Annotated in this window: 26 protein-coding genes and 1 pseudogene; 16 read left to right on the forward strand and 11 right to left on the reverse strand. The window is 66.2% G+C overall.

The window, feature by feature from the left end; genetic code table 11:
• From OG203_RS02035 to OG203_RS02045, 3 genes are all read left to right on the forward strand, one after another.
• Entirely contained in the window at positions 1–444 is a 444-nt protein-coding gene (locus OG203_RS02035) for a hypothetical protein (protein ID WP_405163925.1), read from the forward strand.
• On the forward strand, positions 441–2954 hold the full coding sequence (locus OG203_RS02040; protein WP_405163926.1) for an FHA domain-containing protein: 2514 nt from the start codon (positions 441–443) through the stop codon (positions 2952–2954). The genes OG203_RS02035 and OG203_RS02040 overlap by 4 nt, the downstream gene beginning before the upstream one ends.
• A gap of 402 nt (positions 2955–3356) precedes the next feature.
• The gene (locus tag OG203_RS02045) at positions 3357–4454 is read left to right on the forward strand and encodes a chitinase (RefSeq protein WP_405163927.1); all 1098 of its coding nucleotides are present in this window, start codon (positions 3357–3359) and stop codon (positions 4452–4454) included.
• A gap of 60 nt (positions 4455–4514) precedes the next feature.
• Here the strand turns inward: OG203_RS02045 and OG203_RS02050 are convergent, their stop codons facing one another.
• The 4 genes and pseudogenes from OG203_RS02050 to OG203_RS02065 form a co-directional block, all read right to left on the reverse strand.
• Positions 4515–5168: a DUF5753 domain-containing protein gene (locus OG203_RS02050; RefSeq protein ID WP_405167751.1), complete on the reverse strand. Its 654-nt coding sequence runs from the start codon at positions 5166–5168 to the stop codon at positions 4515–4517.
• A gap of 6 nt (positions 5169–5174) precedes the next feature.
• Positions 5175–5381, reverse strand: a pseudogene (locus OG203_RS02055) (helix-turn-helix domain-containing protein); the annotation flags it as partial.
• The gene (locus OG203_RS02060) at positions 5381–5923 is read right to left on the reverse strand and encodes a DUF6879 family protein (protein WP_405163928.1); all 543 of its coding nucleotides are present in this window, start codon (positions 5921–5923) and stop codon (positions 5381–5383) included. The pseudogene OG203_RS02055 and the gene OG203_RS02060, both read right to left, overlap by 1 nt.
• On the reverse strand, positions 5904–6284 hold the full coding sequence (locus OG203_RS02065) for a hypothetical protein (protein WP_405163929.1): 381 nt from the start codon (positions 6282–6284) through the stop codon (positions 5904–5906). The genes OG203_RS02060 and OG203_RS02065 overlap by 20 nt, the downstream gene beginning before the upstream one ends.
• Positions 6285–6566: 282 nt before the next feature.
• Here OG203_RS02065 and OG203_RS02070 point away from each other — a divergent pair, with 282 nt between their 5' ends.
• Positions 6567–6899: a hypothetical protein gene (locus tag OG203_RS02070; RefSeq protein ID WP_405163930.1), complete on the forward strand. Its 333-nt coding sequence runs from the start codon at positions 6567–6569 to the stop codon at positions 6897–6899.
• Between the two features lie 13 nt (positions 6900–6912).
• On the opposite strand, the gene OG203_RS02075 is transcribed toward OG203_RS02070, so the two are convergent.
• On the reverse strand, positions 6913–7782 hold the full coding sequence (locus OG203_RS02075) for a LysR family transcriptional regulator (protein ID WP_405163931.1): 870 nt from the start codon (positions 7780–7782) through the stop codon (positions 6913–6915).
• A 381-nt stretch (positions 7783–8163) separates the two neighbouring features.
• Here OG203_RS02075 and OG203_RS02080 point away from each other — a divergent pair, with 381 nt between their 5' ends.
• The 7 genes from OG203_RS02080 to OG203_RS02110 all read left to right on the forward strand — a co-directional run bounded on the left by OG203_RS02080 (position 8164) and on the right by OG203_RS02110 (position 14132).
• Entirely contained in the window at positions 8164–9606 is a 1443-nt protein-coding gene (locus tag OG203_RS02080; RefSeq protein WP_405163932.1) for a form I ribulose bisphosphate carboxylase large subunit, read from the forward strand.
• A gap of 19 nt (positions 9607–9625) precedes the next feature.
• Positions 9626–10048, forward strand: a complete 423-nt coding sequence (locus OG203_RS02085) for a ribulose bisphosphate carboxylase small subunit (protein WP_405163933.1) — start codon at positions 9626–9628, stop codon at positions 10046–10048.
• The gene (locus OG203_RS02090; RefSeq protein ID WP_405163934.1) at positions 10038–11045 is read left to right on the forward strand and encodes an AAA family ATPase; all 1008 of its coding nucleotides are present in this window, start codon (positions 10038–10040) and stop codon (positions 11043–11045) included. The genes OG203_RS02085 and OG203_RS02090 overlap by 11 nt, the downstream gene beginning before the upstream one ends.
• Before the next feature lie 16 nt (positions 11046–11061).
• Complete coding sequence (locus tag OG203_RS02095; protein WP_405163935.1) at positions 11062–12261, forward strand: class 1 fructose-bisphosphatase; 1200 nt, start codon at positions 11062–11064, stop codon at positions 12259–12261.
• 30 nt (positions 12262–12291) lie between these two features.
• A complete protein-coding gene (locus OG203_RS02100) occupies positions 12292–13170 on the forward strand; it encodes a phosphoribulokinase (RefSeq protein ID WP_405163936.1) in 879 nt (292 codons plus the stop codon).
• A gap of 305 nt (positions 13171–13475) precedes the next feature.
• A complete protein-coding gene (locus tag OG203_RS02105) occupies positions 13476–13889 on the forward strand; it encodes a nuclear transport factor 2 family protein (RefSeq protein ID WP_405163937.1) in 414 nt (137 codons plus the stop codon).
• A 105-nt stretch (positions 13890–13994) separates the two neighbouring features.
• Positions 13995–14132: a hypothetical protein gene (locus tag OG203_RS02110; RefSeq protein WP_405163938.1), complete on the forward strand. Its 138-nt coding sequence runs from the start codon at positions 13995–13997 to the stop codon at positions 14130–14132.
• A 4-nt stretch (positions 14133–14136) separates the two neighbouring features.
• Here OG203_RS02110 and dinB read toward each other — a convergent pair whose 3' ends face one another.
• Positions 14137–15369, reverse strand: coding sequence for a DNA polymerase IV (gene dinB / locus OG203_RS02115; RefSeq protein ID WP_405163939.1), 1233 nt, complete (start codon positions 15367–15369; stop codon positions 14137–14139).
• A gap of 141 nt (positions 15370–15510) precedes the next feature.
• Between dinB and OG203_RS02120 the strand changes: the two genes are divergently transcribed.
• The 4 genes from OG203_RS02120 (at position 15511) to OG203_RS02135 (ending at position 18065) form a co-directional block, all read left to right on the forward strand.
• On the forward strand, positions 15511–15903 hold the full coding sequence (locus tag OG203_RS02120) for a BlaI/MecI/CopY family transcriptional regulator (protein WP_405163940.1): 393 nt from the start codon (positions 15511–15513) through the stop codon (positions 15901–15903).
• Positions 15900–16847 (forward strand): M56 family metallopeptidase, encoded by a 948-nt coding sequence (locus OG203_RS02125; RefSeq protein WP_405163941.1) that lies wholly within the window; start codon positions 15900–15902, stop codon positions 16845–16847. Before OG203_RS02120 ends, OG203_RS02125 begins: the two co-directional genes overlap by 4 nt.
• 296 nt (positions 16848–17143) lie before the next feature.
• A complete protein-coding gene (locus OG203_RS02130; RefSeq protein ID WP_405163942.1) occupies positions 17144–17539 on the forward strand; it encodes an NUDIX domain-containing protein in 396 nt (131 codons plus the stop codon).
• 31 nt (positions 17540–17570) lie between these two features.
• The gene (locus tag OG203_RS02135) at positions 17571–18065 is read left to right on the forward strand and encodes a hypothetical protein (protein WP_405163943.1); all 495 of its coding nucleotides are present in this window, start codon (positions 17571–17573) and stop codon (positions 18063–18065) included.
• Positions 18066–18068: 3 nt separating this feature from the next.
• On the opposite strand, the gene OG203_RS02140 is transcribed toward OG203_RS02135, so the two are convergent.
• The 5 genes from OG203_RS02140 to OG203_RS02160 all read right to left on the reverse strand — a co-directional run bounded on the left by OG203_RS02140 (position 18069) and on the right by OG203_RS02160 (position 22079).
• Positions 18069–18269 (reverse strand): hypothetical protein, encoded by a 201-nt coding sequence (locus OG203_RS02140; protein ID WP_405163944.1) that lies wholly within the window; start codon positions 18267–18269, stop codon positions 18069–18071.
• A gap of 67 nt (positions 18270–18336) precedes the next feature.
• Positions 18337–18936 (reverse strand): GTP-binding protein, encoded by a 600-nt coding sequence (locus tag OG203_RS02145; protein WP_405163945.1) that lies wholly within the window; start codon positions 18934–18936, stop codon positions 18337–18339.
• A complete protein-coding gene (locus tag OG203_RS02150; protein ID WP_405163946.1) occupies positions 18917–19291 on the reverse strand; it encodes a DUF742 domain-containing protein in 375 nt (124 codons plus the stop codon). The genes OG203_RS02145 and OG203_RS02150 overlap by 20 nt, the downstream gene beginning before the upstream one ends.
• Positions 19288–19713 carry a roadblock/LC7 domain-containing protein gene (locus OG203_RS02155; RefSeq protein WP_405163947.1) on the reverse strand — a complete coding sequence of 142 codons (426 nt, stop codon included), beginning with the start codon at positions 19711–19713 and terminating at the stop codon, positions 19288–19290. The genes OG203_RS02150 and OG203_RS02155 overlap by 4 nt, the downstream gene beginning before the upstream one ends.
• 2 nt (positions 19714–19715) lie before the next feature.
• A complete protein-coding gene (locus OG203_RS02160; protein ID WP_405163948.1) occupies positions 19716–22079 on the reverse strand; it encodes a nitrate- and nitrite sensing domain-containing protein in 2364 nt (787 codons plus the stop codon).
• Between the two features lie 229 nt (positions 22080–22308).
• On the opposite strand from OG203_RS02160, the gene OG203_RS02165 reads away from it, so the two are divergent.
• The gene (locus tag OG203_RS02165) at positions 22309–23862 is read left to right on the forward strand and encodes a succinic semialdehyde dehydrogenase (protein WP_405163949.1); all 1554 of its coding nucleotides are present in this window, start codon (positions 22309–22311) and stop codon (positions 23860–23862) included.
• The last annotated feature ends 90 nt before the right edge of the window (positions 23863–23952 follow it).

Raw genomic sequence — 23952 nt, forward strand, 5'->3', positions numbered from 1 at the left:
ATGCTTCCAACTTTGAACGGGCGAATCCAGACCCGGCTACTCGCGCTGAGCGTGCTCGGGTTCTTCGTCGCACTGATCATCACCCCGTTTCTGCCGACCGGATCGCTGAGTCTCGGGCAGGCCTACCGGGTGACGTTGTCGATCCTGCTTGCCACCGTTCTGTTCGGGGTGTTGTGGGAACTGCTCTACCATTTCTTGCAACAGTTCCGCTGGGAAAAGGACTGGCCGACCCTGTTCGGCTTCCTGACCATGGTCAACGAGGGGGCACTCATGTGGGTCCTCGTCCGGTACACGACCATCGTGTTGCCCGAGTCGCTGCACCCGTCGCTGACCGCGTTCCTCATCCAGTTCATCGTCACCTGGATTGTGTTCTGGCTCATCGTCAATGGGCCGATGCGGATTGTGTTCCATCGGTGGCGTTTTCAGGGTGGCAGGTTCTTGTGAGTAGGCAGATCGAGGTTCTTCCCGGCGGACACCTGGTGGCCGGCGCCGGAGGTGTGGTTGTCGTGGTCGCGCACCGAGCCGAGGGCGCGGTGACCGCGGATTCGGTGGCGGCACGCGCGATGACGGCGTTGCTCGCGATCGTGCGACAAGCCACGTCGAACGAGGCGCGGCGCAGCGGACGGACGGTGGCGCGGCTGGCTACCAATTGGTTGATGGGGTTGGAGAACGGGGATGAGGACGAGGTCGAGTTCGGGGTGATCACCCTGGGCGACGGTGGGATCGCGGTATTTCTGCATGGTGGGGTGACGGCGGTGCTGGCCGGGGCGCAGCGGTCGGAGATCCTGCGGGGGCGAGAGGCCGGGTTCACGGTCGATCGTGTGGTGACACCAGCCCCGGTGGTCGGGGCCGGGTTGTTCGTGGATGAAGTGGGGGGTGCGGTCGAGAGGCTGCCCGCGCGTGGGGTTTTCGCGTTGGCGGAAGGGACGGCGCCGGGGGCGGGGGCGGTGCTCTGGTTCGAGGCTGCCGATCGCGAGTCTGCCGCGCAGGATGTTCCGCGAGGTGGGATTTCCGCGCAGCCTGTGTCAGATGCGCAACATGCGTTCGAGCCGTGGCGCGAGGCCGCGTCCCACGATGTGTCCGATCCCCAACACATGCCCGAGCCGTCGCGTGTGTCAGACCCCCAACACGTGCCCGCCCCTTCCTGTGTGTCAGACCCCCAACACGCGTCCGAGCCGTCGCGTTTATCCGGACCCCAGCACGCGTCCGAGCCTCCATACTTGATGGACCCGCAGCGGGTATCTGAGTCCTCGTCACAGCGTGCGCCTGAGCTACTGCGCGCGCCTGAGTCACCGGGAATGTTCGAAACACAGGGCGCGCCTGAGACCTCGGATGTGCCGGAGCCACCACGAGTGCCCGAGACACCCGGTGCATTCGGACCGCAGCGGGTGGCTGAGCCACCGGGAATGTTCAAGACACCGAGAGAGCTCGAGACCCCGGGCCTGCCCGAGTCGCCGAGTGGTCCCGAGACGCCCGGTGCATTCGGACCGCCGCAGGTACCCGACGTACCGGGAGAGCCTGGGGCACAGAGCGTGTTCGAGTCGCCACGCGCGCGTGAGTCGCAGGGTGTGCTCAATCCGTCACGTAAACCCGAGGCGCCGCGAGTGGCCGAGTCACAGGGCGTGTTCGAGCCGTGGCGGCGGGACGAGACCATGGATGCGGCGACGGAGAACTACAGTACGGCGGCGGTGTCGCGGGAGCCTGCTGCCCCGGACCCTGCGGGGGCGCCGAGTGGTGAGTCGCCGCGTTACCCACACATTGCGGCGCAGCCGCCGAGCGCGCCACGCTTTCCGGGGTCCGCAGGGCCTGCAAGCCCCGAGCCGCCGCGTCACGGCGCATCGGCAAACCTCGTGCCGGAGTCGTCGAATGCGCCCCACGACCCCGGCGCGGCCGTGCCGGGGAGTGCCGGGTCGCTGGGCGAGGATTCGTCACGCCTCGCGGGGGAGTCTTCCGGTGCGCCGCGTTCGTCCCGCGGACCGGAGTCCGCGAGCGTCGAGCAGCTGAGCGAAGTCTCGTCACCGTTGAGCGTGCCGCCGCCCGAGGTGGCCGGGTCGCACTCCTACGGCTTTGCGGCGCCCGCGAATGGTGAACCGCCGTACGAGGACTCCTCATCCGTGGGCGGGGCGCCGGGTGGGCAGGTGACGCCGCCGAGTCCGCACCATTCCTATCCTGTCGCGTGGTCGAGTGAGGAGTCACCGTCCGCGAATCCTGAGTGGCCCAGCCAAGAGTCGGCATCGGTGCGTCCGGTGCTGCCGCACGTCGCGATGCCTGACTTGCACAAGTCCGCAGGCGCGGGGCAGTCGGAGAATGTCGCGCAGGCGCACAGCGGCGAACATCCCGGCCTTGCGCCCGAATTCGGTGCGCACGATCAGGTTCAGGATCACGTCAGCGACGTCGATCTCCAGGAGACCATGATCTCTGCCGAGAGCATGGTCGCCCGTGTCCTCGACAGCGCCGCCCTGCCCGAGACGACCCCGCGAGGTGTGGTGGTCAAGGGATTCAAATGCGCGCGTGACCATCTCAACGATCCACGCGTGTCGTTCTGTGCGGTCTGCGGGATCCGAATGGACCAGCTGACGTGTGTGCTCACCGACGGTGTCCGCCCGCCACTTGGCCTGCTGCTCCTCGACGACGGCACCTCCTTCGTCCTCGACAACGATTGCGTCCTCGGCCGCGAACCCGAACACGCGGAAGCCGTGGCCCACGGTGCCCGCCCGGTCCGGCTCGAGGATGTGTCGGGCGGAATGTCGCGCGCCCACGCCGAGATCCGCCTCATCGATTGGGACGTCACGGTTGTCGACGGCGGCTCCACCAACGGCACCCACATCCGCCAGCCCGGCCACCAGGATTGGACCCGCGCCATCCCCGGCCACCCGGTGAAACTGACCCCCGGCGCCCAGGTCCAACTCGGCGGCCGCGTCGTCACTTTCGACTCCCAGCACGGCCAGCTGTAGCGCCCGGCGTTCGGGACATGGTGGCGGCAAAATCCGAGAGAACCCCGCCCTCATGTCCCGTTGATCATGAAATGCGCCCGACGGTAAGCCATCGAGCCGTCCATTCAAGATCATGGGGAACTGGTGGCGGAAAAGTTCGAGAGAGCACCGCCACCAGTTCCCCATGATCTTGAACGCGACCTTTGTCAGGGGAATTCGCACCCGTTCTCGGGGTTCGCGCACCGGCAAATCGCGTGAAGGGGCAAGGAGTTTCCGCCGACAGTGGACAAACTGGTGGCGCTGGCCGCGGGCATTCAACGCACCCGGCGAATTAGCCAGGGCCACCTCGTGGCTAGCCCGGATCGGCGTTTCCCCAGTTGTCGCCATTGGAGTTGATCATTCTGGGTGTGGTTCTACTTGGTTATGAATTCCACCTGTGGCTTGCGTGGGGTCGGCCAGCGTTTGATGTTGCTCAGATACGTGATGGCCGTGCTGGCGGTGATCGGCGCGATGATTGTCGCGGTCGCCCCGGGTGTTTCCGCGGCGCCGAACGATACCTGCGCGACCAAGCCGCGCCCGACAGGCAAAGTGCTGCAGGGTTATTGGGAGAATTGGGATGGTGCGGCCAACGGTGTGCATCCGGGTATGGGGTGGATTCCGATCACCGACGCCCGCATCGCCGCGCACGGCCATAACGTCATCAACGCGGCGTTCCCGGTCATCGAGTCCGACGGCACCGCGCGCTGGGAGGACGGGATGGACGCGACCGTGAAGGTCGCGACCCCTGCGGAGATGTGCCAGGCCAAGGCGGCTGGTGCCACCATTTTGATGTCGATCGGCGGCGCGGCGGCGGGCATCGACCTCAACTCCAGCGCGGTCGCCGACCGCTTCGTCGCGACCATCGTGCCGATCCTGAAGCAGTACAACTTCGACGGCATCGACATCGACCTGGAGACCGGCCTCGTCGGCGGCGGCAACATCAATACGCTGTCCACCTCCCAGACGAACCTGGTGCGCATCATCGACGGCGTCCTGGCCCAGATGCCCGCGGGCTTCGGCCTGACCATGGCACCCGAAACCGCCTACGTCACCGGCGGCAGCGTCACCTACGGCTCCATCTGGGGCTCCTATCTGCCCATCATCAAGAAGTACGCCGACAACGGCCGCCTCTGGTGGCTGAACATGCAGTACTACAACGGCAGCATGTACGGCTGCACCGGCGACTCCTACCAAGCCGGAACAGTCCAGGGCTTCATCGCCCAAACCGACTGCCTGGCACAGGGTCTCACCATCCAGGGCACCACCATAACCGTCCCCTACGACAAACAAGCCCCCGGCCTCCCCGCCCAATCCGGCGCTGGCGGCGGCTACATGACCCCGGACCTGGTCACCCAGGCCTGGAACCACTACGGCACCGGCTCCGCCAACCCGCTGAAGGGCTTGATGACCTGGTCCATCAACTGGGACGGCTCCCGCAACTGGACCTTCGGCAACAACGTAAAGTCCCTGCAAGTTCGTTAACCAACGCTCGACTCCTGCCGAGGTAGATGCCACGGCGACCGAAACAACTCATCCAGCCGCTCATCCGTCGGTATGCGCATCGCGGCGGATCTCCTTGTGGCGTTGGTCGAGTGCCGTTCCGATGAGGGAACGGGCGGATTCTCCGGTAGCTGCTTGCCCGGCAAGTACGTCGAACGCGCGCCCGTAGAGCGCGATCTCTCGGGGTTGGGTGATGGTCAGCTCGGCTGTGTGGCCCTCCACTTTGACCATCCGATTGTCGAACATCAGGAAGTTTTCGACCACTACCGTCGCCTCAGCTGTTAGCGGGACTATCCCTATCAACACCCGTGGCATTCCGATGATCGAGTGTAGTCTGTCCAGCTGTCCCACCATCACCTGGTCGTCACCGACGGTCGAGTAGAGGGATCGTTCGCTGATGATGAAATGAAAACGGCGGTCACGGTGGTAGAGGATGCGTTGGCGCTCCATCCGCTGGGAAACGCCGACATCGAGATCGTCCGGCAGACGATAGAAGTCGATAACGCTTCTAAGTTTCGCTTCGGCATAGTCCGCAGTCTGCAACAGGCCAGGAACGATCTGCGGCTCGTAGTTTCGGATAAACGTCGCGGCCGCTTCGAGTTTCATCGCCACCTGCTGGCCACGTTTGACGCCGCCGCTGAGTAGTCGCCGATACTCCATGTATGCGGCGTCGATGTTATGGAGGGTGGCCAGCAAGTCAGCTAGCTGATCGTTGGCCCCACACTGGGCGCAGTACGCGCGAACGTCGCTGCTGGACGGTTTAGCCTTCCCATGCTCGATACGAGATATCTTGGACTCGTGCCAGCCTTGACGAGCTGAGAGCGCTCGACCGGTTATTCCGGCGTTACGCCTTATCTCTCGGAGCCGTTGGCCGAGAGCTTCACGTGCCTCCTGTGCTGAATCCGCCACTACCGGTCTTCGGGCGTCGATCCATTGGTGTACTCGCGATACGGCGTAGCCAGTTGCCAGAGTTGGTCTTTGACGTCTATGCAGTGCCCGACAATCTTGGGATCAGTACTTAGCGCAGCGCCAGCTGGCCGCCCATCGTGGTCAACCAAATTGAACGCTACCTGCCGACAATCGAGTAACCACCAATCATCGGACGGAACGTCCTGTGGATCGACACGGTGGCGAGGAAGGTAGCGGATGTCTTCGCCCGCTGCAACACTACTCCCCGCTACTGAGAGCAACCACCGTTGATAATCGCTGTGCGGCACGGTAATAACCCGAACTCGGCTGATGGTCGCTCCGCGCCCGATCATCTCCTCAACGAGGTCGATCCAATCATCCTTGTCGTAGCCGTTGACTGGCTCCGGCTCCCCGTTGAGGAACCGCCGCAATGGTTCTGACTCTTCCGGTTCCGCGTAGGCATCACGCACCTCCAGGTGAAATGCAGATTCTCGAGCGCTCAGGATGAGGTCCATCCAGAAATCATTGTGGCGAAATTCCACCGTAGAAAGTCCTTTCAGCCTTCGGTACCTCGATAGCCGTCTCGTTGTCGGCCAGTTCGAGCTGAGCCAGCGTCTCAGGCTCGGTCACCGCTCGGCCCGTCAGGGTGAAGGTACCCCGGCCGGTATCGGTCATCGTCGCCCCGACGAATGTGTCAGGCTCGGCGAATCCGAGCAGTAGATGTGGGATTTCGATCGCTTCCGGAGTGTCGGTCTTCCAGCCTTGGACCAAGAAACTCCCCTGATCGGTTACGTACAGCGATGGGCAGTTCGTCTTATCCGAGCCACCTTTGCCGAGGAATCGTAAGCGCATGATCTTGGCTCCGATCTCAGTGCTTGCGGGTACTTGTGTGTACGCATCCATAGTCGCTGACGTGTGGGTTCCTCGGAAGTAGTTGGGAACTGGCGCGCAAGTAGTCGCAAGTCGATGGACGGTCCACGAGTCCACTTCGTAACGTCGGCAGTGGCGCTCAGGATCGGTGCGGTCGACCTGGTCCTGAGCCGCCAGCCAACGCCGACATCAGGGGGTTGCTGTGCCACTCACTCAGATGCAAGTCGAGGTCCTTGCCGGTCGAGGACGGGCTCTGCTGAACGGACGGTCCTATCGCGGGTTCCTGCGCGGGGACATGACGGATGGGACAGATCGATGAGTCGACCTAGGGCGATCGGGTATCTGCGCCGGGATATCTCCGGCGGCTCCCAGATGTGGCACGAGACGCAGATCCGCAGTCTGGCACGGCGATTGGGGTACGAGTTGGCGAAGACGGTGGTGTTCGGCCCGGAGGTCGATGATCCGGTCACCCGCCTGTTGACGGTGGTTCGCAGCACTGAGGCCGAGGCCGTTGTCGTACCCGGGCCCGAGCATTTCGGTGGCAGGGTGCCGGATCGGGTGGTGCGGGTCTGCGACGTGATCACCGTGTCGCCGCACTGCACCTATGCGCGGTCGTACACGTCACCGTTCCTCGGAGATGGCGCATGACCCCGTGTGTGGTTCAGGCGGGGTAGAAGGCGTCGGGGCCGACTTCTTCGGGATCGAGGATGTGGGTGAGGAATAGGCGGGTGGTGGGGGTGGGGGTTCGGGTAGTGATGGCGTGCCAGGGGCGGTCCAGGGGGGTGCCGGTGACCGGGAGTATGTGCAGGGCACCGGATTCGAGGTCGTGGGAGACGGCGTCGCTGTGAATGAGGGTGACGCCCAGCCCTTCTCGGGCGGCGGCGAGGACGGCGCCGTGGCTGCCGAGGGTGAGGGTGGGTGGGGTGATGTCGAGTTGGTCGAGCAGGGCAAGGGTGGCGTCGCGGGTGCCGGAGCCGCGCCCGCGCAGGAGCCAGGTGGTGTGCAGGGGGTCGTGGTCGGCGGCGCCGACCACGATGAGGTGGCTCGGTCGGCGGGCGCGGATGACCAGGCCGGTGTTGCGGGGTGGGCGGCCCGCGATGACGAGATCTGTTTCGTGGTGCTGCAATTCGAGGAACAGGACGTCTCGGGGGTGCACCGACAGGCTCAGTTCGATGTCGGGGTAGCGGTTGCGGAACGAGGCCAGTGGGCGCAGCAGGACGTATTCGCCCGCGGTGGCGACGACGCCGATGCGTAGGCGCCCGGTTTCGGCCTGCTGGACCGCGGCGTGGGCTTCTTTCATCAATCCGAGGATGCTGCGGCAGTATTCGGCGTAGACGCGTCCGGCTTCGGTGAGCGCGATACCGCGCCCGGATTTGGCGATGAGCTTGGCGCCGAGCTGTTTTTCGATGTGGGCGACGGCGGCGGAGACGGCGGCCTCGGTGATGTGTAGCTGGGTGGCGGCGCGGCGGATGCTGCTGAGGCGGGCGACGACCAGGAAGGTTTCCATCCTGGCCGCACTGACCGCTCCCATCTGCCGACGGTAGCAAAGCCGCGACCGTGACTCTGGTGCCAACGGAATTGGTGGCTCCGAGGTAGCGGCGCGAAGGTGGTGGTTTGTGGAAATATCGCTGGTGTCGAGGTCTACCCGACGGCGGCGTGTGACTCCCCTTCCACGCCGCGCCCGAACACCCCGGGACGGTGCGCGTCCCGGGGTGTTCGCTGCGGGTGCCGGAAGTTTTCCACCACCCGCGGCCCTATCTTCCCTCTTTCGGGTCGCGCGAAACCTGACTATTCCGTTGAGCTTTCGCAGGAACAATCAAATTGTTTGTTGTGCGCACTGCCGTCATCCTGGAAATCGCAAGGCGCACAACCGGTAACGGGTGTCCCGCAGTAACGACTGCCAGGAGGAACGATGGCCGAAGCGACCGAGCGGGACCGGTGGGATCCGGGTGTTCAATCGTACGCGTCGATGGGATATTACGCGCCGGACTATCAGCCCTCGGACACCGATGTGCTCGCCGTATTCCGGGTCACCCCGCAGCCGGGGGTGGATCCGATCGAGGCGGCGGCCGCGGTCGCCGGCGAATCATCGACCGCGACATGGACGGTGGTGTGGACCGACCGGCTGACCGCGCACTCGAAGTACCAGGCCAAATGCTATCGGATCGATGAGGTGCCGGGGCGGGCCGGTGAGTATTTCGCTTATGTCGCTTACGATCTCGACCTGTTCGAGGAGGGGTCGATCACCAACCTGACGTCCTCGGTGATCGGCAATGTGTTCGGTTTCAAACCGTTGCTGGCGCTGCGCCTGGAGGACATGCGGATTCCGGTGGCGTATGTGAAGACCTTCCAGGGCCCGGCGCATGGAACGGTGATGGAACGCGAATATCTGAACAAATACGGTCGCCCATTGCTCGGGGCCACGGTGAAGCCGAAACTGGGTCTGTCGGCACGCAATTACGGCCGGGTGATCTATGAGGCGTGTAAGGGTGGACTGGATTTCACCAAGGATGACGAGAACATCAACTCCCAGCCGTTCATGCGGTGGCGCGACCGGTACCTGTTCGCCATGGAGGGCGTCAACCGCGCGATGGCCGACACGGGAGAGATCAAGGGCCACTACCTCAATGTCACCGCGGCGTCGATGGAGGACATGTACGAGCGGGCCGAGTTCGCCAAGAGCCTGGGCAGCGTCGTGATCATGATCGATCTGACCGTCGGCTACACGGCGATGCAGTCGATGTCGCATTGGGCGCGGCGCAATGGTGTGCTGTTGCATCTGCACCGGGCCGGGCATTCGACCTTCACCCGGCAGAAGACCCACGGCGTGAGCTTCCGGGTGCTGGCCAAGTGGTGCAGGCTGATCGGGGTCGACCATGTGCACGCTGGCACGGTGGTCGGCAAGCTCGAGGGTGATCCGGCGACCACGCGCGGCTTCTATGACACGTTGCGCGACAACCACATTCCGGCCAACCCTGGCAACGGGATCTTCTTCGACCAGGATTGGGCAAGCCTGCCCGGGGTGATGCCGGTGGCCTCCGGCGGTATCCACGCCGGTCAGATGCACCAGCTCCTCGACCTTTTCGGTGACGATGTGATCCTGCAGTTCGGTGGCGGCACCATCGGGCATCCGCTGGGTATCGCCGCGGGCGCCGAGGCGAATCGGGTGGCCTTGGAAGCAGTCGTCAAGGCCCGCAACGAAGGTCGCGATCTGCTCAAAGAGGGCCCGGAGGTGTTACGCAAGGCCGCCGCGATCTGTCGTCCCCTCGAGGTCGCGCTGGCGACCTGGGGCGATGTCACCTTCGACTACACCTCCACCGACGCACCCGATGCGGTGCCGACGGCCACTCGCTGAAATCCCTTGGAGCCCAAGCATGTATCTGCGTCACGGAACGTTTTCGTATCTGCCGGAGTTCACCGACGAGGAGATCTCCGCGCAAGTGCGCTACGCGCTGCTCAACAGCTGGCCGGTGTCGATCGAATACACCGACGACCCGCATCCGCGTAACGCCTACTGGGAGATGTGGGGGCTGCCGCTGTTCGACCTGGACGAGCCCGACGGTGTGCTCGCCGAGATCAACGCCTGCCGTGCGACCTTCCCGCGCCATTACGTGCGGGTGCTGGCCTACGACGCTCGTTTCGGCAGGCAGACCACGGCGCTGAGTTTCCTGGTGCAACGCCCGGCCGACGAACCGGGCTTCGTGCTGACCCGTTCGGAGGGTCCGGACCGTCAGCAGAAGTACGGCCTGCACTCCTACGCCACCGAAGATCGCCAGGGACAGCGGTATGGCGGCTGAGGCCAACGGATTCCGACTGCACCGTCCCGGCGACGGCAGGCCGGTGCGCGCCGAGCCCGACGCGCCCGTCGAACCCGCGATCCTGGATGACGCTGCGGTGCTTGATCTTTCGACCGATATCGCGGGCAACGACGTCGAGGACACGTTGGGCAGGCTCGACGCCGAACTCGTCGGGCTTGCCAACGTCAAACGCCGGGTGCGTGAGATCGCGGCCTTGCTGCTGATCGACCGCGCCCGGCAGCGCTTCGGGCTGAGTTCCTCACGGCCCACCATGCACATGAGCTTCACCGGCGGGCCTGGCACCGGTAAAACGACCGTCGCGCTGCGCATGGCCGAGATGCTGCACGCTCTGGGCTATATCCGAAAACCGAAGGTGCACAACGTCACCCGTGACGATCTGGTCGGCCAGTTCATCGGCCACACCGCACCGAAAACCAAGGAGGCCCTGGCCAAGGCCGCGGGTGGGGTGTTGTTCATCGATGAGGCCTACTACCTGTTCCGCCCGGAGAACGAGCGCGACTACGGGCAGGAGGTCATCGAAATCCTGTTGCAGGAGATGGAAAGTGAGCGCGCGAGCTTGGTGGTGATCTTCGCGGGCTATCCGGATCGGATGGAACGGTTCTTCTCCGCCAACCCCGGTCTGTCCTCGCGGGTGGCCCATCATCTGGAGTTCGACGACTACACCCACGGCGAGCTGATGGGGATCGCCGAACTCATGGTGGCGCGGGAGAACTTTCGTTTCGACGAACCCGCGCGCTCGGCGTTCGCGGAGTATCTGGCGCTGCGGATGACCCGGCCCCGGTTCTCCAACGCGCGCAGCGTGCGCAACGCGCTGGACCGGTGCCGGTTACGTCAGGCCAAACGGTTGGTGGAGCTGCGCCGACCGCTGACCAAGACCGATCTGATCACGCTGACCGACCGAGATGTCTACGGCAGCAGCGTCTTCACCGACAGCACCGCACCGCAGGACGGGCCGAGCGCGCGGGCCCCAGCGTGACGAGATCGAGGCGCCCATGCCAGAAGGACTGAAGACGCTCACCCGGTACACGATCGAGGAGGAGCATCGCCATCCCGGCTCGTCCGGTGAGTTCTCGGCGTTACTCAATGTTGTTGCCACTGCGACGAAAATCATCGCCAACCAGGTGACCAGGGGCGCGATCGTCGACTCGCGCTGGGGGACGGCAGGAGGCGCAGCCGATGGGGTGGGTGAGCGCTGGGGGACGGCAGGAGGCGCAGCCGACGGGGTGGGTAAGTACTGGGGGACGGTAGGAGGCGCAGCCGACGGGGTGGGTAAGTACAGCGCCGCGGAGCCGGACAATCTGCCGCCGACGGTGCATCGCAAGCTCGACGCCATCGCCAACGACATCATGGTGTCGGAAACGCAGTGGACGGGATATCTGGCCGCGCTGCTGTCGGAGCAGATGTCGGCCATTCATCCGGTGCCCGACGCGCATCGGCGCGGCAAGTACCTGCTGGTGTTCGATCCCCTCGATGGATCGTCCAATATCGACGTAAACCTGCCTGTCGGAACGATTTTCAGTGTGCTGCGGGCCGCGGAGAACGGTGCGCCCACCGCCGATGACTTCCTGCAACCGGGTGTGCGTCAGGTCTGTGCCGGGTTCACCCTCTACGGCCCGGCGACCATGCTGGTGATCACCACCGGCAGCGGTGTCGACGGATTCACCCTCGACCGCGAGATCGGCGCGTTCGTGCTGACCCATCCGCGCATGCGCATTCCCGAGGACACCTCCGGGTTCGCGATCAACGCCGCCAACGAGCGGTTCTGGGAGCGGCCGGTGCGCCGGTATGTGCACGAGTGCCTCGACGGGGTGGAGGGCCCGCGCGGGCGCGATTTCAATATGCGCTGGGTGGCGTCGCTGGTCGCGGACACTTTCCACATTCTGACCAGGGGCGGGGTCTATCTGTATCCGCACGATCATCGCCCGCCGGTGCGCCCCGGGCGGGTGTCGTTGCTCTATGGCGCGAATCCGATCGCGTTCATCGTCGAGCAGGCCGGTGGGTGGGCGACCACCGGTGGCGAGCGGGTGCTGGAGGTACCGCCGGAGCATGTGCATCACCAGGTGCCGTTGATCTTCGGGTCGCGCAACGAGGTCGAGCGGATCGAGCGCTATCACAGCGAGCCCGACGAGGGGCATGTCTTCGACAGCTCATTGTTCGGCACGCGGTCGCTGTTTCGTCCGGCGCCGCACTGAAATCTATTGTCCGGCAATCGAGGAGGTGCCATGTCGGTCAAGCATCCCGTCGTCGCGATCACCGGGTCATCCGGTGCGGGAACGACAAGTGTCACGCGGACCTTTCAGGAGATCTTCCGGCGTGAGGGGATCAATGCCGTTGTGGTGGAGGGTGATTCGTTTCACCGCTATGACCGCAACGAGATGAAGCTTGCGATGGCCGAGGCCGAACAGCATCGCAATCTGACCTTCTCCCATTTCGGGGAGGAGGCGAATCTGCTCAAAGAGCTCGAGACGTTGTTCCGTGATTACGGCGAGACCGGGGTCGGTTCGGTGCGCAAGTATCTGCACGACGAGCTCGAGGCCACGCCGCACGGGCAGCCCGTCGGCACGTTCACCCCGTGGGCGGATCTGGCGCCCGGCAGTGATCTGCTGTTCTACGAGGGGTTGCACGGTGCCGCGGTCACCGACAGTGTGAATGTCGCGCAGTACGCCGATCTGCTGGTCGGGGTGGTGCCGATCGTGAACCTGGAGTGGATTCAGAAGGTGATCCGCGACAAGACCGAACGCGGATATTCGAGCGAGGCGGTGATCGATACGATCCTGCGCCGCATGCCCGACTACGTGAAATACATCTGCCCGCAGTTCTCCCACACCTACGTCAACTTCCAGCGCGTGCCCACCGTGGACACCTCGAATCCGTTCATCGCCCGCAGCATCCCCACCGCCGACGAGAGCTTCGTCGTCATCCGCTTCGCCGACCCGAAGGTGATCGACTTCCCCTACCTGCTGTCGATGCTGCACGACTCGTTCATGTCGCGCCCCAACTGCATCGTGGTGCCCGGCGGCAAAATGGCACTGGCCATGCAGTTGATCTTCACCCCGCTGATCCTGCGGCTGATGGACAAGCGTCCCAAACGCTCTCGCTGACCGCGGCGCGCACCTCCTCGCGGCGCGCACCTCCTCGCGGCGCGCATCATCTCGCGGCGCGCATCATCTCGCGGCGCGCATCATCTCGCGGCGCGCATCATCTCGCGGCGCGCATCATCTCGCGGCGCGCATCATCTCGCGGCGCGCATCATCTCGCGGCGCGCGCGAATTCGCCGACGAATTCTGCGCGCGCCGCGCCACGATGCGCGCGGCGCTGGCGCCCAGCGGAAGGAGATGCCGCGCGCAGGGTTCTGCGTTACCCTCGAACCGACCTATTCAACGAGTTGCATATGCGAGGTGCCGTGATGACTACGTTCCGCGAGGCTGTCGAAGCCGGAGACGCCGATGCGGTCGAGGCGCTGCTCGCCGAGAACGTCGTGTTCACCAGCCCGGTCGCCTTCAAGCCCTACCCGGGCAAGGCGATCACCGCCGCCATCCTGCGCGGCGTGTTTCGCGTGTTCGAGGACTTCCACTATCTGCGCGAGATCGCCAACCCCGACGGCCGCGACCACGCGCTGATCTTCGAGGCGAAGGTCGACGGCAAAACCGTCAACGGCTGCGATTTCCTGCACTACGACGACAACGGCCAGATCGACTCCCTGACCGTCATGGTCCGCCCCCTCTCCGCCGCCAACGCGCTCTCCGAAGCGATGGCCGCCCAGTTCCCGCGCATCCAAGAGGAGGCCCTGGCCGCCGTACAGGCCCAGTCCGCGTCCTGAGGCGCGGGATGCGCGGTCACCGAAGCCGACACGTAGCATGACTGATGACCGCGACAGTCCTTCTCCGAGTGGGGCAGCCAGTGCGCGGTCCATCTGGATGCGAGCTTGTACGTGAAGATGATTCACGAATACCGCCTCGACTGGGCAACCCACTCCTACCGGCTGGTCGACACCCATCAAGAGGCTGTGGTTCTGGAGAGTCCGTTCCCGGCGACGATACTGTTTTCGCAGCTCGACGGCTGAGTTGTCAGTCCGGGAGCAGGGCCACGGACAGGCCTTCGCCGCGGTTGAGGAGGGCGGCGCGGGTGACGGCGGCCGAGCCGAAGCGGTGGCGTAGGTCGTCGAGGGTGGCGTCGAGGGTGTTGGTGGCGCGGGGCTCGAAGGGCAGCGGCAGTTGGTAGGGGTCGGCGTCGGTGAGGTTGGTGAGGGCTAGGCCGATCAGGGTCAGGCCGCGTTCTTCGATGGTGGGCATGGCGGTGGCCAGCAGGGTGCGGGCGGCGCGGAGCAGGGTTTCGGTGTGGTCGGTGGCTTCGGGCAGGGTGTGGGAGCGGGTGGCTCGGGTGAAGTCGTCGAAGCGCATGCGCAGCACCAGGGTTCGGCAGATGCGGTCGGCGGCGCGCAGGCGGCGGCCGAGGCGGTCGGTGAGCCCGTGCAGGTAGGCCTCGATTTCGTCGGGCGGGTGTGGTTGACGGCCGAGGGCGCGCTGGGCGCCCAGGGAGCGGCGGCGCACGCCGGTGTCGACGCGGCGGGGGTCGCGGGCCAAGGACAGGGCGTAGAGGTGGCGGGCGGCGCCGGGGCCGAGGATGGCGCGCAGCGGACTTTCGCCGAGGTCGGCGAGTTGGCCGACACGGGTGATGCCGTGTTCGTGCAGGGTGCGGGCGGTGACTTCGCCGACGCCCCAGAGTCTTTCGATGGGCAGCGGGTGCAGGAAGTCGAGTTCGGCCTCGGGTGCCACGACGCGAAGGCCGTCGGGTTTGGCGACGGCGCTGGCGACCTTGGCCAGGAATTTGGTGCGGGCGATGCCGACCGAGATCGGCAGTCCGACGTCCGCGCGCACGCGAGCGCGTAACCGCTCGGCGATGCCGGTCGGTTCGCCCGCGATCCGCCGCAGTCCGCCGACATCGAGGAACGCCTCATCGATGGAGACGCCCTCGACCAGCGGAGTGGTGTCGTGGAAGACCTCGAACACCGCCTTGCTCGCCTCGGCGTAGGCCGACATGCGCGGCGGCACGACGATCGCGTGCGGGCACAACCGCCGTGCCGCAGCACCGTTCATCGGCGTGCGCACCCCGAACGCTTTGGCCTCATAGCTGGCCGCGAGCACCACACCGCCGCCGACGATGACCGGCTTGCCGCGCAGCCGGGGATTGTCGCGCTGCTCGACCGAGGCATAGAACGAATCGAGGTCGGCGTGCAGGATCGACGCCTCGGCCCGCGCGAGGATCCGCGGGCGGGATGCGGGTGCGTCGGACACGAACATATGTTCGCATGACCCACCGACATCCGGAACCCTGATCGGTGAACAAAACTCACGAATCTACGCCTTGACTACGTAGCAATTCGGACGAACCGGTAGGCTAACCCGACAACAAGGCACGTTTTGGATGAGGGAGTCGGTACTGTGCGCGGATTTGGAGACCTGGAGGCGGTGATCATGGACCGCATCTGGGATCGGGACGCAGAGGACACCACGGTGCGCGAGATCTTCGACGAACTGTCCGCCCAGCGCGACATCGCCTACACCACCGTCATGTCCACCATGGACAACCTGCACCGCAAGGGCTGGCTGGCCCGCGAACGTTCGGGCAAGGCCTACAAGTACTGGCCGACACTGACCCGCGAGGAGCACAGTGCCCGGCTGATGCTCGAGGCGCTCGGCGCGGGCGGCCGCTCGGATCTGGTGCTCAGCCACTTCGTCGACCGGATCAGCGCCGAGGAATCGGCGGGGCTGCGTGCCGCGTTGCGCCGGATCACCTCCCACAAGACCCCCGATGCGCCGCCGGGTGCGTCGTGACGCTGGCGATCGCGTTGATGGTGTACGGCGCCACGGTGGCCACCGTCGGTCCGCCGGTGCTGCGACGGCTGACCCAGCGCGGCAACGCGCCACGGCTCGGCATCATCGCCTGGGTCGTTGCCATTGTCGGCACGCTGGGCGCGTGGGTGGCGGCGGCGGTCATGCTCACCGTGGAGTTCGCCACCTACTGGGGACATCCGCACGAGGCGTTGCGCGCCTGCGTGGCGATCATGTGGAATCCGGTGCACGACGGCAGCGGCGGGGCCCAGGCGTTGACCTTCGCGCTCGGCGCGCTGGTCGCGGCCTGCACGATGGCGGTGGTGGCGCGGGCGGTGTCGGTGGTGCGCGAGATGCGCAGGCGCACCCACGTGCACGCGAAGGCGCTGCGGCTGGTCGGACGGCGGGTGCCCGGGCTCGGTGCGCTGGTGCTGGATTCACCTGAGCGCCAAGCCTATTGCGTGCCAGGGCGACCCGACACCATCGTGGTCACCAGTGCCGCACTCGAAGCGTTGGTACCGGATCAACTGGCCGCGGTCCTCGACCATGAACGCGCGCACCTGTCGGGCAGGCACGCGCCGCTGATGGCGGTGCTGCGCGCGATCGCGACCACCCTGCCCGGCCTGCGTCTGGTGACCACGGGCACCACCGAGATCGCCCGGCTGCTCGAGATGTGCGCCGATGACAAGGCGGCGGGCAAGCACGGTTCGGCGCCGCTGCTCGGCGGTCTGCTGGTGATTCTCGGGGTGTCCGGGCCGGTGCCCTCGGGCGCGCTGGCCGCCGCCGGGACCGCGGTGCTGGCCAGGGCCGAACGCCTGGTGGATCCGGTGAGCCCGATCCGGCGCGCGACCACACGCACCGCCCTGCTCGGCGTGATCGCGACGACGGTCACCGGATTGGCGTTCGTCGCGGCAACGGTAGCGTTCTGCAGCGCCGTGTTGGGCTGATCTAAGGAGTTACCGTGCGCCTCACCTGGGATCAGGTTTTCGCGTGGCGATTGCGGCGACAGTACGTCGCGCCGCGCGCGGCGAGTGTGCCCGAGATCGTCGCTCAGGCTTATCGGGTGTGCGCCATTTCCCGAAGTGCCCTGTCCGCCAGCGGATGTGGTGCGCGGTGTCGGCGATGCGCCAGCCGTTCGAGGTGTCTGGCAGATCTGCGGTGACAACCCCGCTCCGCTCCTGCCCGTCCGGACTCGCTGGTGTCGCGTTCGATGCGCATCCGGTCCGATGGTTAGGGTGCGTGGGTGGACGGGCAGCTGATCGATACGGTGGCGTGGGTGCGGATCGAGGGTGGGCGGATTCTGTGTGCGCGTCCGCGCGGTAAGGATGTGTTCTACATTCCCGGCGGTAAGCGTGAGGGTGCGGAGACCGATCTGCAGACGTTGGTGCGTGAGATCGAGGAGGAGCTCACGGTCGCGTTGCTGCCCGAGACGGTCGCGCACGTCGGCACGTACGAGGCCGTGCACGCACCCGAGCTGGTGGTGCGGATGAGCTGCTACACCGCCGACTACCACGGCATCCTCGCGGCGAGCAGCGAGATCGAGGAGATGGCGTGGTTCAGCTACGCCGATCGGTCCCTGGTCCCGCCGGTGGATCAGCTGCTGTTCGACGATCTGGTTGATGCGGGCCGATTGCGTTGAGCCGCAGGCACAACGCGCTACCGTCGGCGGTATGAGTTTGGTCCTGGGCTGGCTGCGCGCGGCGGCCTACGCCCTGTGGGCGCTGCCGTTGGCGGTCGGCCCGGTTCCACCGCGACTACGGGTGCCGCGGCGGTTGCTCGGCGAATCCGTCGTCCCGCGTAGGTATTCGGCAGTGCGTGCGGTGTGGCACTCGGTGCTCAGTGGCGCGCTCGGGGTGGCGACGTGGTTCTTCGCGTTCCTCGCGGTGCTCGGCGCGGTGCGCGGTGTGCTCTATCCGCTGCTGTCGAGCGGGTACGAGAACGCGTGGGGTGGCCCGAGTTTGGCCGGTGCCTGGTCGGTGCACCTGTTGATCGGTGCCGCCTTGGTGCCGGTGTGGCTGCTGCTGCTCGCCGGGCTGGGCACGCTGCAGGTGTGGCTCACCCGTGCCGTGCTCGGGCGGGCCGGACCGCGCTGGCCCGTTCCGTCGGCGGTGCTGGTGTGCGCGGCGGGTGTGTTGTTGTTCCTGGCCTGGCTCGATCAGGCGTGAACTTCAGCAGAGCGGAAACGTCGAGCCCGCCAACTGTCCCTTGAGCAGGCACACGAGGAAGAACACGAATTCGCGGGCGTAAGTGGCGGCCCCGGAGTCCTGCACGGTCGAGACCACCGGCGCGGGTTCGGCGACGGCGGGCGCGGCCGTTAATACGAGTGCGCCGGAAACGAGGACGGCGGCAAGGGTTCGCTCGATACGCATGAACCCGACTCCCTTCGAAACGGTGTGGCTCCCGACAGCCCCGAAACGGCTCGGGGCTGTCGGATGCTCAAGTGGTGACGGCCGGACGCTGCACGCGTTCGATGAGATGTTCCACCAGTGTCGTCAGGACCGTCTTACACGAGCCTCGGTCGCGGGCGTCACACAGCAGCACCGGCGTGTTGGGATCGAGGTCGAGCGCGTCGCGCACCTCGTCGATGGTGTAGACCGGCGCGCCGTCGAAGCAGTTGACGCCGACGATGAACGGCAGCCGCCGTCGTTCGAAGAAGTCAACGGCGGCAAAGGAATTGCCGAGTCGCCGGGTGTCGGCCAGCACGACCGCGCCGAGCGCGCCGCGGGCCAGCTCGTCCCAGAGGAACCAGAAGCGGTCCTGTCCCGGGGTGCCGAACAGATACAGCACCAGGTCCTTGTCGATGGTGAGCCTGCCGAAGTCCAAGGCGACCGTGGTCGTTGTCTTCTGCTCCACGCCGGACAGATCGTCGACGCCGGTGCTGACCTCGGTGATCAGTTCCTCGGTGCGCAGGGGCGCGACCTCGCTGATCGCCGACACCATGGTCGTTTTGCCGACGCCGAACCCGCCGGCGACGAGGATCTTGACCGAGGCGGCCAGGTGCGGCGTGCCGCTGGGGTCAAAGTTTTCGGATTCCATCCAGTACCGCTCGCAATATGTTGAGGTCTTCGGGCCCGGCTTCCGTCGGGACGGGAGCACGGAATATGAGTTGCCCGTCGCCGATGAGGTCGCCGACGAGGATCTTCGTCACCGCGAGCGGTAAACGCAACTGGGCCGACACTTCGGCCACCGATTGCGAAACACGGCACAGCCGAAGGATATCGGCGTATTCGGGTTCCATCCGGCGGGTGCTGCCCGCCGATTCGTCGGCGACCACCGACGTGAGCATGTCCAGTTCGGGACCGGCTCCCGCGGTGCGCCCGCGGGTGACCGCGTACGGGCGCACCAGCGGGCCTGCCGCTTCGTCGAACCAGGGCTCACGCGGGTGGGTCATGGCAGCGTCGACTCGCCCTGTCCGACGAGATCGCGTCGTGGCGTGGTGGACAGATAGCTGCCGACCCGTTGGACGGTGAGGTTCATCTCGTAGGCCACCATGCCCAGGTTCGCGGACTCGATCGCTTGCAGCGCAAGGCATGCGTTGTCACCGGCGGAGGTGACGAACAGCACGGCCCGGTCCAGTTCGATGACGGCCTGGCGCACGCCGCCGCCGTCGAATCGGTTGCCCGCGCTGCGTGCCAGGCCGTAGAGCGCCGAGGACATCGCGCCGAAGTGTTCGGCGTCTTCACGGGTCATCGCGCTGGAGCGCCCGAGTAGGAGTCCGTCGGTGGACAGCACCACCGCGTGGCGCACCCCGGCCAGCCGGTCGACGAGATCGTCGAGCAGCCAATTGAGATCACCTGTGGGAGAAGAGGACACCCCTAACCTTCCTGTTCGTCCGGGATGACGGCGGAGCGTCGGCCCTGCCTGGTCCCGTTCTCGATGGCGGACATCAGATCACGCGCTTGTTCCGCGGACCGGGCCGGTGCCGCGGGGGCGGCGGGCTCGGGTGCGGGTTCGGCCAGTTGTGGTGCCAGATTGGTTTGCCTGCTGCGCCGCGGCAGGGCGGGGCGGCCGTCGCCGCTGGGCTGGGCCGGTGGCGGCAGGTGTGGTCGCGGGCTGTAGGGCGCGGGCGGCTCGATGGCCAGTGTCGCGACCGCACCGGTAACCGGCTGAGCGGATTCGGCGGGTTCGCTGGTCATCGGTGCGGCAAGGCGCCTGCGGCGGCCGGGGTCGGTCAGCTCCGAAGGAGTCTGTGCCGGAATGGATTCGGTGACGATCAGCGCGGAGGGGATGAGCACGATGGCTGTGATGCCGCCGTAGTCCGATTCCGCCAGCCGCACCGTGACACCGTGGCGCACCGCGAGCTGGGCGACGACGAACAGCCCCAGCCGCGAATCCGCCGACAGCGCGGCGACACCGAAATCCGGTGGGGTGCGCAGCATGTCGTTGAGGCGGTCGAGTTCGGTGCTGGACATGCCCATGCCCTGGTCACTGATCTCGGTGACTACACCCTTGCCGACCACGTTGCCGCTGACCGCCACGCGTGACTGCGGCGGGGAGAAGGCGGTGGCGTTGTCGACGAGTTCGGCGAGCAGGTGGATGAGGTCGGCGACGACGGTGCCGACGACGTGCACCTCGGGCAGGCGCGACACGCGGACTCGGGCGTAGTCGAGGGTTTCGCCGACCGAGCTGCGCACCAGGTCCATCAGTGGGACGGGGTTGCGCCATTGGCGTCCGGGCTGGCCGCCGCCGAGGATGGTGAGATTCTCGGCGTTGCGGCGTTCGCGGGTGGCCAGGTGGTCGAGCCGGAACAGGGTGTCGAGGAGTACCGGATCTTCTTGGCGCTGTTCGGCTTCGTCGAGGATCTCGAGCTGGCGGTGTACCACGATCTGGCTGCGGTGGGCGATGTTGAGGAACACCGCCTTGACCCCTTCGCGGGTGCGGGCCTCGGCGACCGCGGCGGCGATGGCGGCGGCGTGCGCGTGCTGGAATGCCTTGGCCACCTGGCCGATTTCGTCGTGGCCGAAGTCGAGGATCGGGGTTTCGGCCGCGGGGTCGATGGTGTCGCCCGCGTTGAGCCTGCGCATGGTCTCGGGTAGTCGCTCATCGGCGAGGGCGAAGGTTTGCTTGCGTAGTCGCTTGAGCCTGCGGATGATCCGGTTGGCCAGCACGAGCGCGATGAGGAAGGCCGCGATGCTGACCACGAGCACGCCGCCACCGGCGTAGAGGGAGTTGGCGGCGGAGGTGTTGGCTTTTTCCTCGGCCAGTTCCTGGGAGTGGCGGTTCTGCGAGATCCACACATCGATGAGGGTGCGGTTGACTTCGGCCGCGGCGTTTTGCCAGTCGTTGGTCGATAGTGGCAGCGCGGGCGGGGACTGTTTCGAACTGGCCGAGGAGCTGCTGTTCGAGGAGGTCGATCCGGTCGAGGAGCTGGTGGATGCGGGGGACTGGGCGGTCAGAAACCGTTGGGAGAGCGCGGTTTCCATCAGCGAGAGCTGCTGCCAGGCGTTGCTTCCGGTGAGCTGCTGGAGCCGGTCGTGCTGGGGGCCGGCGGCGATTTCGGTGGCGAGGTTACCGATTTCGGTGTGGTAGAAGCCGACCTGGCGCAGGAATTCCTCGACCGGGATCGGGGCGGGCCCGTTGGCGGTGGCGAGCATGACGCCGAGGGCGTTGCTGCGTGCCATCGCCTCGGCGGCGTTGAGGAAACGCATGCCCTCGGCGATCGCGACACCGATCTCGGTGTCGGGGGCGGACTGTTCGGCGATGCCGGTGCCGACGGAGACGACATCGAGTAGCCGGTTGTAGAACATGTACGCGTCGGAGGGTGGCAGCTGGCCGGCGTCGGTGGCCATGCGCACCTGGGTCATTTGGCTGAGCAGGGTGTTGAAGCCCGCGACGTCGTCACCGATCTTGGAATCGTCGACCTTGCGCAGCCCGGTCGAGGCCTCGATGAGTCCGCGCATCGCGCCGTCGAGGCGGATCCGCGCGGCGGCCAGTGCCGGGGGCACGGTCTCGTCACCGGCGAGCTGGGCCAGGGTCAGGCGGCGTTCCTGCTGGACCGCTTCCATCAATTCCCTGGTGTGCGGGATGGCGTCCTGATTCTGAACCGCCCATTCCTTGGCTTTGGTCCCCTCGGCTACCAGATACCCCGCTGCGCCCACGCCGACTACAAGCAGAGTCAAGCTCGGAATGAGCGCGATTGCCAGAATCCGCGTACGAACCCCGAGCCTCGCTCTGAACATCGGCACAACCTAAACCACAAAACGGACCGCACGGCCGTTGTGTCCCGGTGAGTGGGACTGGAATTGACTTTGCCGCCGCGACCGCGCTGACGGCGCCGAAAGCCCGCATATCCGGCCGGATGCGCTACGCCGTGCCGGGCGATGGCTTCTGACACGGCGTTGTACGGCGTAGATTGTGTGTATCTCGCGGTTACACGAGATCGCGTCGACACATACGTAGGAGGCAACGATGCCCGCGCCGGAAGCCGCAGTCTTCGACCGTTTGGCCGCGCTGGCCGCGATCGACACTCCCGACGCCCGCCCGCGCAAGACGATTGCCGAGACCTTCACCGGCACACCGCTGGGCAGTGTGCCCGTCGGCACGGTCGAGGATGTGGCGGCGGCGTTCGAGAAGGCCAGGGCCGCGCAGGCGCGGTGGGCCGCGCGGTCGGTCGCCGATCGCGCCGCGGTGCTGGAGCGGTATCGGGGTTTGATCGTGGAGAACCGCGAGTTCCTGATGGATGTGGTGCAGGCCGAGACCGGCAAGGCGCGCTGGGCGGCCCAGGAGGAGATCATGGGCTTGATCTTCGCGGCCCGCTATTTCGCGAAGCACGCGCCGAATCTGCTTGCCCCGCATAGTGTCGCGGGCGCGTTCCCGGTGCTCAACCGCACGTCGGTGGGTACGCAGCCCAAGGGTGTCGTCGGTGTCATCGCCCCGTGGAATTACCCGATGCTGCTCTCGATCGGTGATTCGATCCCGGCGTTGATCGCGGGTAACGCCGTGGTCGTCAAGCCGGACAGTCAGACCCCGTTCTCCTCGCTGGCCAATGCCGAGTTGCTCTATCGCGCGGGGTTGCCGCGTGATCTGCTTGCGGTCGTGCCGGGTCCGGGCACGGTGGTCGGCACCGCGATCGTTGACCGCTGCGACTATCTGATGTTCACCGGGTCCTCGGCGACCGGGCGCACCCTGGCCGAGCAGTGCGGGCGCCGGTTGATCGGGTTCTCGGCCGAGCTCGGCGGCAAGAACCCGATGATCGTGACCAAGGGCGCGAAACTGGACAAGGTCGCCAAGGCCGCGGTGCGCGCGTGTTTCTCCAATGCCGGGCAGTTGTGCATTTCGATCGAGCGGCTCTATGTCGAGCGCGCGATCGCCGCGGAGTTCACCGAGAAGTTCGTCGCCGCGGTGACCGCCGCGAAACTGGGTGCGGCCTATGACTATTCGGCCGATATCGGGTCGCTGATCTCGGAGGCGCAGCTCGAGACGGTGACCAAGCATGTCGCCGATGCCACCTCCAAGGGCGCGAAGGTGCTCGCCGGTGGCAAGGCCCGCCCGGATCTGGGTCCGCTGTTCTTCGAGCCGACGGTGCTCTCGGAGGTGACCGATGAGATGGAGTGCGGGCGCGAGGAAACCTTCGGCCCGCTGGTCTCGATCTATCCGGTCGACAACGTCGAGGAGGCCATTCGCTTGGCCAACGACACCGAGTACGGGCTCAACGCGAGCGTGTGGGCGGCGAGCAAGTCCGAGGGCGAGCGCATCGCCGCGCGCCTGCACGCGGGCACGGTGTGTGTCGATGAGGGTTATGCCCCGGCGTGGGGCAGCACGGGCGCGCCGATGGGTGGCATGGGCATCTCCGGGGTCGGGCGCAGGCACGGCCCCGACGGGTTGCTCAAGTTCACCGAACCGCAGACCGTGGTGGTCACTCGGTTCCTGAATCTGGATGCGCCGCCGCTGGTTTCGCAGGACAAGTGGCAGCGGTTCCTGATGACGGTCGCGCGTAGTCTGCGGTTTTTCCCTGGCCGGTGATGATCGGCGTCCGCCGGGTGGTCGTGCGCCACCCGGCGGACGCCGCCGCCGGTAGGCCCCGACGGGAGTCCGTGTTCTCCGTCCCGCACA

Source organism: Nocardia sp. NBC_01499, from assembly GCF_045040275.1.
Taxonomy (GTDB): domain Bacteria; phylum Actinomycetota; class Actinomycetes; order Mycobacteriales; family Mycobacteriaceae; genus Nocardia.